This window comes from Bacteroidota bacterium, assembly GCA_039714315.1.
Lineage (GTDB): Bacteria > Bacteroidota > Bacteroidia > Flavobacteriales > JADGDT01 > JADGDT01.
This window is the reverse complement of sequence record JBDLJM010000065.1, coordinates 1-16851: the sequence shown is the minus strand read 5'-3', so window position 1 is coordinate 16851 and position 16851 is coordinate 1. Positions and strand designations below refer to the sequence as shown.

General features: G+C 34.3%; 14 protein-coding genes. 7 read left to right on the top strand and 7 right to left on the bottom strand.

Going from position 1 to position 16851, the window contains the following annotated elements; genetic code table 11:
* Positions 1 to 413 precede the first annotated feature (413 nt).
* Positions 414 to 1232, top strand: a complete 819-nt coding sequence (gene panB / locus ABFR62_08070; GenBank protein ID MEN8138374.1) for a 3-methyl-2-oxobutanoate hydroxymethyltransferase — start codon at positions 414 to 416, stop codon at positions 1230 to 1232.
* A 63-nt stretch (positions 1233 to 1295) separates the two neighbouring features.
* On the opposite strand, the gene menA is transcribed toward panB, so the two are convergent.
* The gene (gene menA, locus ABFR62_08065) at positions 1296 to 2222 is read right to left on the bottom strand and encodes a 1,4-dihydroxy-2-naphthoate octaprenyltransferase (protein ID MEN8138373.1); all 927 of its coding nucleotides are present in this window, start codon (positions 2220 to 2222) and stop codon (positions 1296 to 1298) included.
* Between the two features lie 231 nt (positions 2223 to 2453).
* Between menA and ABFR62_08060 the strand changes: the two genes are divergently transcribed.
* Together ABFR62_08060 and ABFR62_08055 are read left to right on the top strand one after the other, a co-directional pair.
* Positions 2454 to 3029: a glutaredoxin domain-containing protein gene (locus ABFR62_08060; protein MEN8138372.1), complete on the top strand. Its 576-nt coding sequence runs from the start codon at positions 2454 to 2456 to the stop codon at positions 3027 to 3029.
* A gap of 214 nt (positions 3030 to 3243) precedes the next feature.
* The gene (locus ABFR62_08055; GenBank protein ID MEN8138371.1) at positions 3244 to 3531 is read left to right on the top strand and encodes a co-chaperone GroES; all 288 of its coding nucleotides are present in this window, start codon (positions 3244 to 3246) and stop codon (positions 3529 to 3531) included.
* Positions 3532 to 3620: 89 nt separating this feature from the next.
* On the opposite strand, the gene ABFR62_08050 is transcribed toward ABFR62_08055, so the two are convergent.
* The 6 genes from ABFR62_08050 to pfkA form a co-directional block, all read right to left on the bottom strand.
* On the bottom strand, positions 3621 to 5066 hold the full coding sequence (locus tag ABFR62_08050; GenBank protein MEN8138370.1) for an MFS transporter: 1446 nt from the start codon (positions 5064 to 5066) through the stop codon (positions 3621 to 3623).
* Positions 5067 to 5101: 35 nt separating this feature from the next.
* Positions 5102 to 5464: a methylglyoxal synthase gene (locus ABFR62_08045; protein ID MEN8138369.1), complete on the bottom strand. Its 363-nt coding sequence runs from the start codon at positions 5462 to 5464 to the stop codon at positions 5102 to 5104.
* Between the two features lie 7 nt (positions 5465 to 5471).
* Positions 5472 to 7841 carry an alpha-amylase family glycosyl hydrolase gene (locus ABFR62_08040; protein MEN8138368.1) on the bottom strand — a complete coding sequence of 790 codons (2370 nt, stop codon included), beginning with the start codon at positions 7839 to 7841 and terminating at the stop codon, positions 5472 to 5474.
* A gap of 185 nt (positions 7842 to 8026) precedes the next feature.
* Positions 8027 to 8713, bottom strand: a complete 687-nt coding sequence (aqpZ, locus tag ABFR62_08035; GenBank protein ID MEN8138367.1) for an aquaporin Z — start codon at positions 8711 to 8713, stop codon at positions 8027 to 8029.
* A 187-nt stretch (positions 8714 to 8900) separates the two neighbouring features.
* Complete coding sequence (gene gap / locus ABFR62_08030; GenBank protein ID MEN8138366.1) at positions 8901 to 9905, bottom strand: type I glyceraldehyde-3-phosphate dehydrogenase; 1005 nt, start codon at positions 9903 to 9905, stop codon at positions 8901 to 8903.
* Positions 9906 to 10003: 98 nt separating this feature from the next.
* Positions 10004 to 10987, bottom strand: coding sequence for a 6-phosphofructokinase (gene pfkA, locus ABFR62_08025; GenBank protein MEN8138365.1), 984 nt, complete (start codon positions 10985 to 10987; stop codon positions 10004 to 10006).
* A gap of 348 nt (positions 10988 to 11335) precedes the next feature.
* Between pfkA and ABFR62_08020 the strand changes: the two genes are divergently transcribed.
* From ABFR62_08020 to dnaA, 4 genes are all read left to right on the top strand, one after another.
* Positions 11336 to 12037, top strand: a complete 702-nt coding sequence (locus ABFR62_08020; protein MEN8138364.1) for an NUDIX domain-containing protein — start codon at positions 11336 to 11338, stop codon at positions 12035 to 12037.
* Between the two features lie 102 nt (positions 12038 to 12139).
* A complete protein-coding gene (locus ABFR62_08015; GenBank protein ID MEN8138363.1) occupies positions 12140 to 12748 on the top strand; it encodes a YigZ family protein in 609 nt (202 codons plus the stop codon).
* Positions 12749 to 12779: 31 nt separating this feature from the next.
* Positions 12780 to 14576: a T9SS type A sorting domain-containing protein gene (locus tag ABFR62_08010; GenBank protein ID MEN8138362.1), complete on the top strand. Its 1797-nt coding sequence runs from the start codon at positions 12780 to 12782 to the stop codon at positions 14574 to 14576.
* Positions 14577 to 15344: 768 nt separating this feature from the next.
* Positions 15345 to 16787: a chromosomal replication initiator protein DnaA gene (dnaA, locus tag ABFR62_08005; GenBank protein MEN8138361.1), complete on the top strand. Its 1443-nt coding sequence runs from the start codon at positions 15345 to 15347 to the stop codon at positions 16785 to 16787.
* The last annotated feature ends 64 nt before the right edge of the window (positions 16788 to 16851 follow it).

Below are 16851 nucleotides of genomic sequence, written 5' to 3'. Positions count from 1 at the left end.
TTTCATAATTATTATTACCTATGACAACCTTTTTTTTACCGCCAAGTTTCGCAAAGTTATGCGCTAAGTTTCGCGAAGTATTTTTGCGTTACGTTGCGTAAACCTTAGCGTTACGTTGCGGTTATTTTTTTGTCATCAACTCACTGTGTCTCGGCTCAGCCGATGATTGGAGTTTTTGAGAAAAAAAAACTTGGTTCTACCTATGGCAAAGCTATAACAATTTCATTACACTTTGTAAGCTTAACTTGATAAAACCGCAAACTAATTTGCAATTTAATGATATTTTATTTCTTTTCAACTAAACACTAACAGTTAACCTAACAAATAAAGTAATTTGAATTAATTGGCACTCATCAACTATTGATGTTGCAATAATTTCGTAGTTTTATTCCTTCAAAAAAAAATCGACAAATATGTCTGTAGCACAAAAAGATTTCAAAAAGATAACAACCAATTCTGTTCTTGAAATGAAAAGAATGGGTGAAAAGATATCAATGTTAACTGCCTATGATTTCACTTTAGCAAAAATGGTTGACAAGGCAGGGATTGATGTAATTCTGGTTGGTGATTCAGCATCGAATGTAATGGCAGGACACCAGACAACTCTGCCAATTACACTTAATGAAATGATTTACCATGCATCATCTGTAGTTAGAGCTGTCGACAGAGCCTTAGTAGTAGTAGACATGCCATTTGGAACTTATCAGGGGAATTCTCTGGAAGCTTTAAATTCTGCCATAAGAATAATGAAGGAATCAGGTGGACATGCTGTAAAACTTGAGGGCGGACATGAAATAGAAGAATCTATAAAGAGAATAATTTCTGCCGGTATACCTGTAATGGGACACCTGGGACTAACTCCGCAATCAATATATAAGTTCGGCACATACACTGTTAGAGCCAAAGAAGAAGAAGAAGCTTTAGCATTGAAACGAGATGCAAAAGTACTTGAAGAAGCTGGTTGTTTCGCAGTTGTACTGGAAAAAGTACCTGCAAAACTTGCTCAGGAAGTTGCCGAAAGTATATCTATTCCTGTTATAGGAATTGGTGCCGGTGCAGGAGTTGACGGACAGGTCCTTGTTCTGCATGATATGCTGGGAATGACTCACAAGTTCAATCCTCGTTTCCTCAGAAGGTATCTAAATCTTTTCGAAGATATTACCGGAGCTATTAAGCAATATGTAGAAGATGTTAAATCTGTTGATTTCCCCAACGATAAAGAGCAATACTAGAGGTTAGATATTAGACATTAGACGCTAGACATTTAGATCCTAAATATGTCTAGCGTCTATCCTCTAATAAAACTTAAAATACTCAAGAGTACTTAAATAAAGACCTAAGCCAAACAGAACAGAAAAACCTAAAGTGATCAAGGCCAGCTTTTTTAATTCAGGTTCCAAGTCTTTAGGATTATTATTATTTACAACTCTTCGCACATGGGCAATAACAGGGATTATCAAAAACAGAAATATAGCCTGTACCAGACCGAAATAATTTAACGAACTGTAAATTATTGCAGCTACAAAGGCAAACATCGTCAGGAGTTCGTGATATAACTTGGCATTTCCTACTCCCACCTTCACAACTATTGTATTCTTTTTTGAACGCAAATCAGTAGTATAGTCTCTCAAATTATTCAAATTCAAAACTCCAACACTCAGTAATCCTATAGAAACAGCTGGCAGTAAAACATCCCATTTCATATTTTTTGAATAAAGAAAGTAAGTCCCCATAACCGAAACAATCCCAAAAAATATAAATACAAATAAATCACCAAAACCTGCGTAACCATATGGATTTTTACCAATAGTATACTTCATTGCCGCAGCAATAGCGGATAAGCCTAAAAACAAAAATATTAATAACTGAACAATATATTCTTTTCCGAAAGAAACCCATAGCAAAGCTGTTCCCGCCACAAACGACAAAAGTGCTAAAACAATAACAGCCTTTAACATTTTCGAAGCTGAAATTTCTCCACTTTGCACAGCTCTTTTCGATCCTAACCTACCTTCGTCAGTTCCTTTTACACCATCGCCATAGTCATTGGCCAAGTTAGATAAGATTTGCAGAAAGAGAGTTGTAATTAAAGCTAAAATAAATATCTTCCAATCAAAAAAGCCCTCGCTCAAAGCAATAAATGTTCCTGTAATAATACCTGAAATAGATAAGGGAAGTGTCTTTAATCTAAAAGAACTAATCCAAGCTGTAATATCTGCCATTTAAAATATTTTGTATCTAATAAATGCAAAAATAGCAGAATGTTTATATTAAGCAATCATTTAATGATGCAATGATATAATGACTCATTAACTCACCGAAACTGTATGCCGGTAGACAGACTTTGAACTTCAATCCATGTCATCATGTCACCTAAAATTAAAAAAAAGTAGAATAAACGGCTATGGCACGATTTTTATAATTTTATTACCACATATAAATTATCAGAATAAATGGATATTAATAATATAAATTCATTAGAAGAACTAAAACTTCTATTAAAAAAAGACACTAAAACATTTCTTTTATTATATAAAAAAGGAAGCGAGCAATCAGAATGTGCTCTGAAGAATCTTAGCAAACAAGATATTGAAGGTGTAAAAATTATTGTGGCTGATGTTTCAACTGTAAGAGATATACACCCGGCTTATAATATAAAATCTGCCCCTAGTTTTTTGGAATTTATAGGAGATACATTAACCAACATATATAAAGGTTGTCATGAAACTGAGTTTTACAATAACCTAATTGTAGGTTCTGTTTATTCTGCAAGCAACTCTGGGGAAGAAAAACCACAAAAAAGAGTAACAGTTTATTCTACTCCTTCCTGTAGCTGGTGTACAAGGCTGAAAACATATCTCGATTCCAAAGGAATCAAATATAGAGATGTTGATGTTTCGAAAGATCCAAAGGCAGCAGAAGATTTGGTAAAAAGAAGCGGGCAACAGGGAGTTCCTCAAACCGATATCAATGGAACAATGATTGTAGGCTTCGATCAAAATAAAATTGATACGTTGTTGGGTATTTAGAATCCCGGTTACTTGTTACTTGTTACTTGTTACTGGTTACTTGTTACTGGTTACTGGTTACTGGTTACTGGTTACTGATCTTGTCGAAGGGCTTTGTTCTTTTTTCTTTATTGCATCATTAAACATTTACACATAGTATCATCATTACATTGAATCTTTGATTAGATTTGCACAAATTTATTAGTTAATAAAATAACATATTAAAATATATAAAATGAAAGAATTTGTTCCAGTTAACCAAAATGTACTACTTGACATTACTGAAGATAAAGGAGAACAAAAAACAGCTTCTGGTATAATTATTCCTGATACTGCAAAATCAAAAAACAATATTGCAAAAGTAGTTGCAGTTGCTAAAATTGAGAATGCCGAAATTCAGGCAGGAGACACAGTTTTGTTCAAAGAATTTTCAGGTACGGAAACAGAATTTGAAGGTAAAAAATATCTGCTGATACAATATGCTGATGTATTAGCAAAAGTTGTTGAAACTGAGGAGATTTAATCAAGACAAAAGAGAAAAGAGAAAAGAGAAAAGTAAAAAGGCAAAAGTGAGTAGTTAATACTTTTTACTTTTGCCTTTTTACTTTTGCCTTAGTTTTTCTCCTTCACAAAATACACCGACAATCCACCTAGAAGCATTGACACCCCTGCCAGAATTATCATATAAATAGCATTTCCATCAAATAACTGAGAAACAATCCATCCTCCCAAAAGACCACTAATAATTTGCGGACCTGCAATTGTGAAGTTAAAGATTCCCATATAAATACCCATCTTTTCAGCCGGTAGAGCATTAGATAGCATGGCATAAGGCATAGCAAGAATTGCTGCCCATGCAATACCTATCCCAATCATGGGATATATAAGATTTAGTGCTCCGGTAGGAATATCTACTTCTGTAATAAATAAATTCACATGAATCATTTCAGGGTTTTGGAAAACCAGAAATGACACATAACCCAAACCACCTAATATCAAAGATGTTGAATATGTAACCTTTCTACCAAACCTGTTAGCTATTCCCGACATCAATGCAGAATAAATTGCAGCAAACAATGAATATGCCGCAAAAATAATTCCAACCCAATCACCTGCCTGACCCATTTTTTGAGCAATCTCAACCGGTATATCTTTTGGATCCATATTATAATATTCAGGTGCAATATCCCAAATATGCTGACCGATTGCAGGAGTAGTATAAACCCACATTATATAAAGTGCAAACCACGAGAAAAACTGAACTATTGCCAGTTGTTTCATTGTAGTGGGCATATTACTTACTAAAGCTAAAAAGTCTGATAATTTTTCGGAAATTGGTTTCTTGGTTTCTTCTTTCTGCGATGCTATCATCTTTTTAGCATCAATACCTTTCATCTCATAATACTCCTCCGGCGGATATTCTTTTGTCCTGAATACCGTCCATAACACAGATCCCAGCAATACTGTTGCTCCAATATAAAATGCCCACATTACCGATGGCGCAACCTGTCCCTCTATAGACTTATTGTCTAAGCCAACAACATTTGTCAATACAAATGGAAGAGCAGAACCAATTACAGCTCCTACATTTATCAAAAAAGACTGAATTGAATAACCTGAATTTCTTTGTTCCTCAGGTAGCATATCGGCAACTAAAGCTCTGAAGGGTTGAAATGAAACATTAAAAGACGCATCCATTAATGCCAACATCATTCCTCCAAAAATCATAGGTGCCATAATACTGATAAACAAAGGAGCGTTTGGCATTAAAAACATACCAAGAGCGGCAAATATTGCCCCACCTAATATAAAAGGGCCTCTCCTACCCAATTTTGTCCATGTGAAATCTGATGCCCCCCCAACAATCGGTTGAACGATAAGTCCCATAACAGGTGCTGCCAACCAAAAAAGAGATAAGGAGTGTAAATCGGCACCAAGATCTGATAAAATTCTACTTACATTGGCATTCTGTAATGCAAAACCAAATTGCACCCCCAGAAAGCCAAAACTTACGTTCCACATTTGCCAAAATGACAATTTAGGCTGTTTCATAAATATTATTTATTGATGATTTGTTTATATTTCAGGTACTTCTACAAAGATTTAATTAACAGCTCAGCTGTAGCAGGATTAGTTGCCAAAGGTACATTGTGAACATCACAAAGTCGCATAAGCATTGCTACATCCGGTTCGTGGGGATGTTTATCTAAAGGATCTCTAAAGAAGAGTACCATCTTAGTTTTTCCCTGCACTACTCTTGCAGCAATTTCAGCATCGCCTCCAATAGGCCCTGAGTGGAATCTGGCAACTGTAAGTCCGGCTTTTTCGGCATGACCTCCTGTAGTTCCGGTAGAAACCAGGTTTACTTTTTTATTATTTAGAATAGAAAGATGTTTCATCAAAAATGAAACCATCTCAGCTTTTTTTCCGTCGTGAGCAATAATAGCTACTTCCATATTAATTTTAATTATATTTTGAATATATCAGTTCTACTCCTCCTTTTGGGAGTTGAATACTAATACCATTTCCTTTGTTAGTAAAATCATTTCCAAATAGTGATTCTAATTCACCCTCTACATAATCAGGTAAAGAAAATTCAATATTATCTTTATTTGATTTGTTAAAAATAGCTATTGTATTTTCGCCCAAGTATGTTCTAAGTATTATTAAAACGTCATCATTAGCTTCTAATACTTTAGTATCGCCATACAGTAAAGACATATTATTTCTTCTGAATTTTAGAATCTTACCTGTTTTATTTCGAAGATTTTGTTTTTCAGCTGAAAGATTATCAAACTGCATCATCCTGCGATTATCAGGGTCATTTCCTCCGGGCATAGCTATTTCATCGCCATAATATATTACAGGAACCCCCGGAATAACGGCTGCAAAAGCAATAATTTGCCCGACAATATCAAAGCCTTTATTTCCCTTATTATTTATTTCTCTTGTCCAACCGGCAAGTTTTGTATCCTCTTCAAAATCAACCGAACCATCTACATACGAAATTACCCTTGCCCTATCATGATTACCGGAAATATTACCCATCAAATGGTGAGATCCATAGTAAGTCAAACTCTCTTCAAGTCTGCTTTTCAGAGTTTGAAAACCTTCGTCGCCAATAGCAAAGCTCCTTACTGACTGATCGTACAGATTAAAATCGAATTGCCCGTTTAGCATTCCCGAATTAACATATGAACCGATTAGTTCAGGTCCCGAATATGTTTCTCCTACCTGATAAATTGGTCTGTTGTCTTTTACTATAACCTCATTTTTTACTTTTTTAGTCAATGTCCTCCAATAATTCAAAGGAATATGTTTACAGGCATCATGGCGCAAACCATCTAAATCGTATCGCTTTAACCAAAACATAGCTGTATCAGTCATCACCTCCGTAACCTCCTGATTTTCCAGATCAAGTGTTGGTAAAAACTTATCGAACCAGGTTGTCAGTCTCTGACTGTCCCATTTTTCAAGATTCAATGTTCCATCGGGTAATTCCAAAGGTGTTTTCCAGTCTGGATTATCTTTTATCAATTGTGCATCCTGATGCACGTGATTGGCCACATAGTCTAAAACAATATTCATATTGTTTTCATGCGCCACATCAAGTAATTCATCCAATTCTGCCGGAGTTCCAAAACGCACATCTATTTTCGTTGTTTCCAATGGCCAATAACCATGGTAACCCGAAAATCTTGAATATACACCTCCTTCATTCCATTCGCCCCATGCATCAAACGGGTTCTGAACAATTGGCGTTAACCAAAGTGTGTTTATACCAAGCTCTCTAAAAAATCCTTCTTGTATTTTTTTGGTGATTCCTTTCAGATCGCCCCCCATATAATCAGCAATAGGTTTTACCTCTTCCTGATTAAGGGGGCTATCATTTTCCTCACTTCCATTATTAAAACGGTCAACCATTACTTCGTACATAATTTGAGAATGAAAATCATGTCTCGTCAATGTTTTTGAGTCGGTAATTGGCTGACCATTTTTTAAAGGAATTAATAAATCGTTTGAGGATATATTATTATTAAAGGCATATATATGTAAATCACTTCTATCAATGTTTTTCGACCATTCCGGAATATCTATTATTAAATTACCTCCTTCTTTAAGGTCTGATCTCAGAATTAATTTATTACTTAAATATACTAAAACATTCAGGTCGGTGTTCGATGAAACTTCAATTTCATCTCCTTTCAGTTTACTCCACAGGAATGCTTTATCTGCAGTATCGTCGCCATACTTCAATACAGAATTAAAACCACCAATACCATTGCTTACTTTTTCTTCCGCTTCAGGATTGGGAAATTCTTCTTCCCCTTCTACTAAAACATATTGATAAACACCCGGTAAAAGTTCCAGCTCTGTAGTATATATTCCATTATCGAGCTTTAAGGGGTTATTCTCTGTATCCCAATTATTAAATGTTCCCTTTATTTTTAAATTATTATACCTTTTACCATTCGCATTAAACTTAAAAATATATGTATCTTTTATAATCGACTTTATTGGTAAGTCATATTTTTCATCCAAAACATACACCGACATATTGGAAAAAGGAGATTTCAAAAAACCTTTTACATTTACTATCCCATTTTCTTTACTCCAATGATATTTCAACTCTGATGGAATAACCAATGAATCAATTTTATCTGTATTTAAAAAATAATCCGATAAAACTATTTGATTATCCTCCTGAAACTTTAAATAAACAGGAGATGCATCGCCTATAATCTCTGTACCGCCATTCTCTACTTTTTTATCAACAGAACAGGATACAACAATCACAAAAAACACAACTGCTAATAACCTAATATACTTCATCTTATATTTTTTTACACGACTAATTGTACACAATACACTTACTGAATTCAAAAATAGCATTTTTCTCAAATATATTCAACATAAAACAACTTAATGTCAAAAGCCTAAAAACCAAACACATAAAAACAAAAAAAGGTTGCCTAACTAATTTAAGCAACCTTTTCGTACATAATATTTAATTACGTTTATTCTTTAAAGAACTTATATGCAATTCCCGCTATAGCCGCTCCAACTATTGGAGCTACCCAGAACATCCAAAGTTCAGTCAGAGCCCAATCACCTACAAATAATGCAGGTCCGGTACTTCTTGCAGGATTTACCGATGTATTAGATACCGGAATACTAATCAGGTGAATCAAAGTCAGTGTCAAACCAATTGCCAATGGAGCAAATCCTTTTGGAGCCCTTTCGTCGGTAGCTCCAAGTATCACCATCAAAAATATAAATGTTAAAACAACTTCGGCAACCAATACTGCGAGCAAAGAGTATCCTCCCGGCGAATGTACTCCATATCCATTAGAAGCAAAACCTCCTAACTCGAAATTAGCAGTTCCGCTTGCTATAACATAAAGAACAGCAGAAGCAACTACAGCTCCCAGTACCTGCGATATAATGTATGGAATTAATTCGGAAGCGGAAAACCGTCCTCCCATCCATAAACCTACTGAAACGGCAGGATTGAGATGCCCTCCGGAAATATGGCCAAAAGCGTAAACCCAGGTTACGACTGTTAAACCAAAAGCTAAAGAAACACCTAATAAACCAATTCCAACTTCGGGGAATGCTGCAGCTAATACAGCACTACCTGTACCGCCAAATACCAGCCAGAAAGTTCCTAAAAACTCGGCTGCAAGTTTTTTTGATAATGACATAATAATATCTTTTTGGTTAATTTATTATAAGCTCATTTACTAAATAAGCTTAAAATCATATATCTAATATAGTAAATATATCAATACTAACTCTTTAGCTGTTTCATTATCTATCAACAGCATATTAACAAAAAAAGAGAGAACCCGAAAGCTCTCTCTTCTATATATTATTATGTACTCTAAAAAATTAAAGTGTAGCCATGTGCTCTACTAGCTCAACTACTTTTGTAGAGTAACCCATTTCGTTATCATACCAAGAAACAAGTTTCACAAAGTTATCAGTTAAAGCAATACCTGCATCAGCATCGAAAGTTGAAGTGTGAGTCTCACCAACGAAATCCTGAGAAACAACAGCCTCTTCAGTATATGCAAGAACACCTTTCATTGTAGTTTCAGAAGCTTCTTTCATAGCAGCTTTGATCTCTTCGTAAGATGCACCTTTTTCTAATCTGATTGTTAAATCAACTACAGAAACATCAGCAGTTGGTACACGGAAAGCCATACCTGTAAGTTTACCATTCAATGATGGGATAACTTTACCTACAGCTTTAGCAGCACCAGTTGAAGAAGGAATAATATTGTTTACAGCAGAACGTCCACCTCTCCAGTCTTTCATAGAAGGACCATCAACAGTTTTTTGAGTTGCAGTAGCAGCGTGTACAGTTGTCATCAAACCTTCAGCAATACCGAAGTTATCGTGCATAACTTTAGCGATTGGAGCTAAACAGTTTGTAGTACAAGATGCATTAGAAACGATAGTATCTTCAGCAGTAAGTTCAGTGTGGTTAACTCCCATTACAAACATTGGAGTATCATCCTTAGAAGGAGCAGACATAACTACTTTCTTAGCTCCAGCTTCGATGTGAGCTTTAGCAGTATCTTTAGTTAAGAAAATACCTGTAGATTCAACTACATACTCAGCACCAATAGCATCCCATTTAAGATCAGCAGGATTTCTTTCTGCAGTAACACGGATTACATTTCCATCTACTACCAGGTTTCCGTCTTTTACTTCAACAGTACCATCAAAACGACCGTGAACTGAATCATATTTAAGCATGTAAGCCATGTAGTCAACATCAATAAGATCGTTGATTCCTACAACCTGAACATTTTCTTTTTTAGCAGCAGCACGAAATACTAGTCTACCAATTCTACCAAACCCGTTAATACCAATTTTGATTGTTCCCATTTTTCTATATTTAAAAAAATCTTAATTAAATTTCTATATAATATCTCTACAAAGATATAAATAAATTAGTAAGTGTACAACTTACACTTTATATTTTATTAAACAGACATAATTTCTGCTACTCTCAACAGCTCTTTATCTATTTGATTGTTTTCTTTAATAGCCTTTTCCAGCGGAGTCATAACAATTTTATTATTGATCAACCCAACCATAACATTACTTTTCCTGTCAAGAAGTCCTTCAACTGCTGCTACTCCAAGTCGACTGGCTAAAACACGGTCTGTAACCGTTGGTGAGCCTCCTCTTTGAATATGCCCCAGTACAGAAACTTTCACTTCATAATTTTCAAAGTGATCTTCTACATACTCTCCTAACTCAAATACGTTTTTCCCGCTTTTCTCTCCTTCAGCTACAACAACTATACTTGATGATTTACCCGATCTTGAAGATGCTTTTAAAGATTCAATCAACCTTTCAAGCCCCATATTTTCTTCAGGAATAAGAATTTCTTCCGCTCCTCCGGCTATACCCGTATTTAATGCGATAAATCCGGAATCACGCCCCATAACTTCAATGAAAAACAATCTGTTATGTGAAGATGCAGTATCTCTAATTTTATCAATTGCCTCAACAACAGTATTCATAGCAGTATCATAGCCCAAAGTAAGATCAGTTCCATAAATATCGTTATCTATAGTTCCGGGAATACCAATTACAGGAACTCCGTGTTCTTTTTGAAATATCATTCCTCCGGTAAAAGATCCGTCTCCTCCAATAACAACCAAAGCATCTAGTCCTTCACTTTTAAAGTTCTCAAAAGCACTTATTCGTCCTTCTACTGTTTTGAACTCCAAAGATCTCGCTGATTTCAGAATAGTACCACCCTTATTAATAATGTTACTAACCGAACGCGCATTTAACTTCTGAAACTGCCCTTCAATTAAGCCTTGATACCCCTGACGAACACCTATACACTCTATATTATAAAAAGAACAAGTACGTACTACCGAACGTATTGCAGCATTCATACCGGGAGCATCACCTCCAGATGTCAACACACCTATTTTGTTTATCTTTTCCATTAACCGTTTATAATGTTAATATATTTCACTGAGAATCAAATACTTTCTCTCTATACTGAAATTTTCTTTTACTTTATTTTTGTGGCTGCAAAAATAATCTATTTTTTTGTGATATCCTTCCCTATAAAAGAATTCATGCAAATTTAATATTTTTTCAAAAGTGTACAATAAACACTTTATTTTTTTTTACATTTACACATATCGAACATTAAACTAATAACCCTATGATTTTTATTCTTTTATAAAACTTTAAGAATTTAGGATATTTATTATTAGTGTTTTTTTTACAATTTGTTAAAATCATTGAAAAATAAAAATATATTTGCAACACAATTCTAGCATAACAAAATGAATAAACAAGTGCAATCTCACCTTGATATTTCAGTAGACTGCGTTGTTTTTGGATTTCACAACAACAAACTGAGAGTACTACTGATTGAACAAGAACATCCTGAGGGATCAGGTCACAGGTATGCATTACCCGGTGATTTGGTTTTTTCAGATGAAAATATTGACCACGCTGCAGAAAGAGTCTTATTTGAACTTACCAGTTTAAAAGGTATCTATCTGGAGCAATTCCACACTTTTGGCGACCCTAAAAGGGTTAGACAGGAAAAAGACCAGGAGTGGTTAAAATCTATCAGAAAAAACCCGGATGCAAGAGTCATTACGGTTGCTTACTATTCGTTAGTAAAAATGGAAGACTATGTTCCTTCTCCTTCTTCTTTCGCTGAAAGAGCTGAATGGAAAGATATTCTAAACATACCCGAATTGGCTTTCGACCACAATGAAATCTTAAGCAAAGCTCTGGAAATTTTGAGAAGCCAGGTATCCAACCATAAGATTGGATTTGAACTTCTTCCGGAAAAATTCACATTGGGACAATTACAACAATTATACGAGGTAATACTTAATAAACATCTCGATAAACGTAATTTCAGAAAAGCTATTAAGAAAATGGATACTGTATTGGCCTTAGATGAAAAACAAAAAGGAGTTTTACATAAACCTGCCCAGCTTTTCACCTATATTGGCAAAAGAAAAATATAAACTGAACGAATTAATAATTATATTGTAAAAAAGGATGTCAAATAATTGATATCCTTTTTTATTTTTGTGAAGAATCATTTTTAAATATCTTCACTAATAACAATGACAGAAAAAGACACATATAATTGTATTGTAAACCCCGGAACAGAATCGTTGTTCAAAGACAAGGGAAGTAAATTTATTGGTTACGCATTTTATGTTGAAAATGAAGAAGAGGTCAAGGGGAAAATTGAAGAAGTAAAAAAAATACACTACGCAGCCCGACATCACTGTTATGCATACAGATTTGGCACTGAGGAAATAAAATTCAGAGCTAACGATGATGGCGAACCTTCGCATTCGGCAGGAGATCCGATACTGGGGCAAATAGTAGCCAAGGATTTAACCAATGTTTTGGTAATAGTTGTCAGATATTTTGGAGGGGTTAAATTAGGTGTAGGAGGATTAATTCAGGCATATAAAACAGCTGCGAAAGAAATATTAAACGAGTGCAAAATAGTTACAAATACAATTAATAAGACTTTTTTAGTTACCTTAGAATACCCTGAGTTAAATCAACTAATGAGATTTATAAAAGAACGCAACCTTAATATAATAGAGCAAAAAATGGAAATGAACTGCGAGGTAACACTTTCCATCAGATTAAAAGATGCTGACTCAATTTATGATAAGCTATCTAAAATGCACAAACTAAAAACTAAAATACTTTAATTTTGTTTCATCAAAAAGGTTTATAGCTGATATGAATAAAAAAACACCTATATTATTAATAGCTATACTATCTATTCTAATAGTGAGTAATATTTATTCGCAGGAATCGGATGATTTTATACGAAACAGAAAATCAAAACTTTTTTTCAGCAAGAGAAATGCTGCTGAAAAAAAACAAAGCGGCAACTCCGACTTCCAAATTATAAATAATCCAAAATTTGCAGGGATGCAACTCGAGGAAAAAACTTCAACAAACAGGTTCAAAATACTTAATCAGCTACATAACAATATTGAGATTTTTTCAGCCTCCGTTAAGATCAATTTCGACAAAGAAAAAAATGTAATCTTCTATAGCGACAATACAATAAAATACAGTTCGGTAGAAAAAAAGAATTTCCCGATAATTGATTTAGTTCTGGAACACTCAAACATAAATAATAACCAACTTTTAGAATTTAGTAAAGTTTACTATCCGGTATCGGAGTATAAAATAATCCCTGCATTAAAAATAATTTTCAAAGAAGACAATTTAATATACTCAGGTATTTTCAACTCCGACTATAAACTTATTCATAAAGACTGCCTTTCGTTAAACAAGGATATTAATTCTATGCCGGCTACTGGCTCAGTTTTCATGCCCGACCCTATTACTTCGGCCGAAACAAGCTACGGAGGAAACTTTACTCATAATTACGGCGCAACAAATCCATTTTTCGAAGCAGAACAAGTTGATGTTGATATTCAATGCAAATACGAAAATGGAACATATTACCTCGAAAACGACTATGTGAAAATTGTTGATTTCGCAAAACCAAGCTGGGAAGTTGTAACAAGTACCGATGGTAGTTTTAAATATAATCGCTCACAAGTTGGCTTTCAACAGGTAAATGCTTTTTACCATTTAAGCTCAATAAAACAACAAATAAATTATTACGGTTTTAATGACGCTGTAAATTACCAGATACAAGTAGATGCAGATGGATCTAATGGAGATGATAATTCATTTTTTCACCCTGACAACACGCTGGAATATGGCGCAAACATGGTAGATTCAATACAACACGTTCCCGATGCAGAAGATGCACAGGTACTAATACATGAGTACACTCATGCTATTATTGATTCATATAGTTCGACAAGAAACACAGGCGAACGTTATGCTCTTGAAGAAGCAATGGCCGACTATATGGCCGTATCATATTCTGCAAATATCAACCCATATAACTGGCAGCATATATTTAAATGGGATGGGAACAATGAATTTTGGGACGGCAGATTTGCTACTTCAGATAAATGCTATGATAACTTATATTTTAACTATAGCAATCCATACCAAAATACCGACATCTGGGTTGCCCCCCTCATGGATTTATATTTCGAAATTGGTAAAGAAACCACTGACAAACTGGTATTGAATACGATAACAGGACTGGACGGAAACACATCGATGGAACAGGCTGCACTAATAATGATGAAAATAGATAGTCTGAATAACGATGCACAAAATGCTCAAACAATTTTTAATACTTTCAAAAAATACTGTATCCTAAATGATAATCACCTCAGTAATGAGAATTATGAATATTCAAAAATTAAAATTTTAAACTCAGCAGACTTTGCAAAAGGAGGAGAACTCACCATTGATTTTGGAAAATTATTTAATGGCACAATAGCAATTTACAATATCAATGGTACAATTATTAATCAACATGAAATATATTCAAAAAGAACTTATAAGATAAATTCCAGAAATTTAATCACTGGCATATTTCTAATCAAAATAGATCACAATGGTGTCAGTAAAACATTCAAAATAATTAAACACTAGATTTTCAACAAGTTAACCAATCAGGGTACACCCCTTGAAGGTTAGTTAATTTATACTAACTCTAAATACAAAATTCAAGTTCCACAAACAGGAATTTTAATTCTTAATTATAGATTAAAGGACATATTTATACGATAAAAGGTCTATTTTACTAACCTGAAGAAAGAATAAACTACTCCTTACCAATACTTTAAAACATAACATAATTGTATAATTAATTGGAAACCCTCTATTTACAAAGATGATCATTTTCCAATTCTGGGATTAAAACACAGACTTAACCTCCGGTATATATATATATAATTATTTACATTTTCGCACATATGATTATAAATCTGTCATCTTATAAAGTAACACACTAATATACTGCTATCTATATTGCAAGCATATATACGCAGAAACATCAAAAAATATCAAAAACAAATTACAAATACGAAGGATAAATTCGTACTCAATTATTGCAAATAATAGATTTTATTAGTATTCACGCAGTTTTAATTAATTTTTATGACATTGCTTTTTACAGGCCTATGTATCAGACCTTAAGAGAAGAAAAAAGGTTTTTATGAAATGATTAAATTTGACTTTCTCAAAACCGATCGCTAAATATGGAACTTTATTTTTAAATAATCAATAGCAAATCAACTTTTTTTTAAACTATTTAATCCACATATTTGTCAAGACAAAGGGGAAAATATATTCTCAAATTTGTATTGATTTCCTGATTTGAGAATAACTACTAATTATAAGTGAAGATTTGTTAATTAAATGAAAAAAACTGCTAAATCCGTATGGGATAGTTGTCTGGAATTTGTGCGTGACAATGTTGAAGAACAGGTATTCAACACATGGTTCAGACCAATATCTCCAGTAAAACTCTCTGAAGACGAACTGACAATCCAGGTTCCTTCAAAGTTTTTCTACGAGTGGCTCGAGGAGCACTATGTAAAATTACTTAAAAGTGCAATCATCAGAGATTTAGGAAAGGACGCAAAACTTCGTTACAGTATTGTCATGGCCAACAGCTATGACAACCAAAAACCTGCAACTATTAACGTACCTAGTTCTAATAGAACAAAGCCAATTCAGCAACAACCATTAAATATGCCCGCAACACAGATGGGCGAAATAAATGGAATTGTTAATCCTTTTGCTTTACCGGGACTTAGAAGAGTAAAAGTTGACTCTCAACTTAATCCTAATTATTCTTTTGACAATTTTATTGTTGGTGAATCAAACAGACTGGCAAAATCTGCTGGATTTGCAGTATCTAAAAATCCCGGAGGAACAGCTTTTAATCCATTGTTTATGTTTGGCGGTGTTGGAAATGGAAAAACCCACCTGGCACATGCAATTGGTATTGAAATAAAGGAGCTGTATCCCGAAAAAACTGTTTTGTACGTTTCTGCTGAAAAATTTACTCAGCAATTTACCGAAGCTGCCAGAAAAAACAACCGTAACGATTTCACGAACTTCTATCAAATGATTGATGTACTGATCATTGATGATGTTCAGTTTTTCTCGAGCAAAGAGAAAACTCAGAATGCTTTCTTCCAAATTTTCAATCACCTGCATCAGAAAGGAAAACAACTTATCCTAACATCCGATAAGGCTCCTGTTGACATGCAAGGTTTCGAAAACCGTCTGCTTTCAAGGTTCAAATGGGGATTATCTGCAGAGATAAATGTTCCGGATTACGAAACAAGGTTAGAAATTATCAGATCGAAAAACGACAAGGATGGAACCATAATGCCTGATGAAGTTGTTGAATTCCTCGCGAGCAACATAACTACTAATATCAGAGAACTGGAAGGTGCTTTAATTTCTCTTTTGGCACATGCTTCTTTTAGTCGTGAAGGTCTAACACTTGATCTGGCAAAAAAAGTAATTAAGAAGTTTGTTAAAAATTCGACCAAAGAAATATCTATCGAATACATTCAAAAAGTAGTTTGTGATTACTTTGAAATGGATATCGACATCTTACAGTCTAAATCGAGAAAGAGAAACGTGGTTCAGGCTCGTCAGCTTGCAATGTTCTTTGCTAAACGATTTACAAAAGCTTCACTGGCAACAATTGGAACTCAAATCGGAAAAAGAGATCACGCCACCGTTTTACACGCCTGTAAAACAGTAGGTAACTTATCAGAAACCGACAGACAATTCAAAACATATGTAGAAGAGCTTGATAAAAAGCTTTCATCAATGCACTAAAAAAAGAGGCTGATTCATTTCTTAACTGAATCAGCCTCTTTTTTTGGCTCTATATACTACTCAA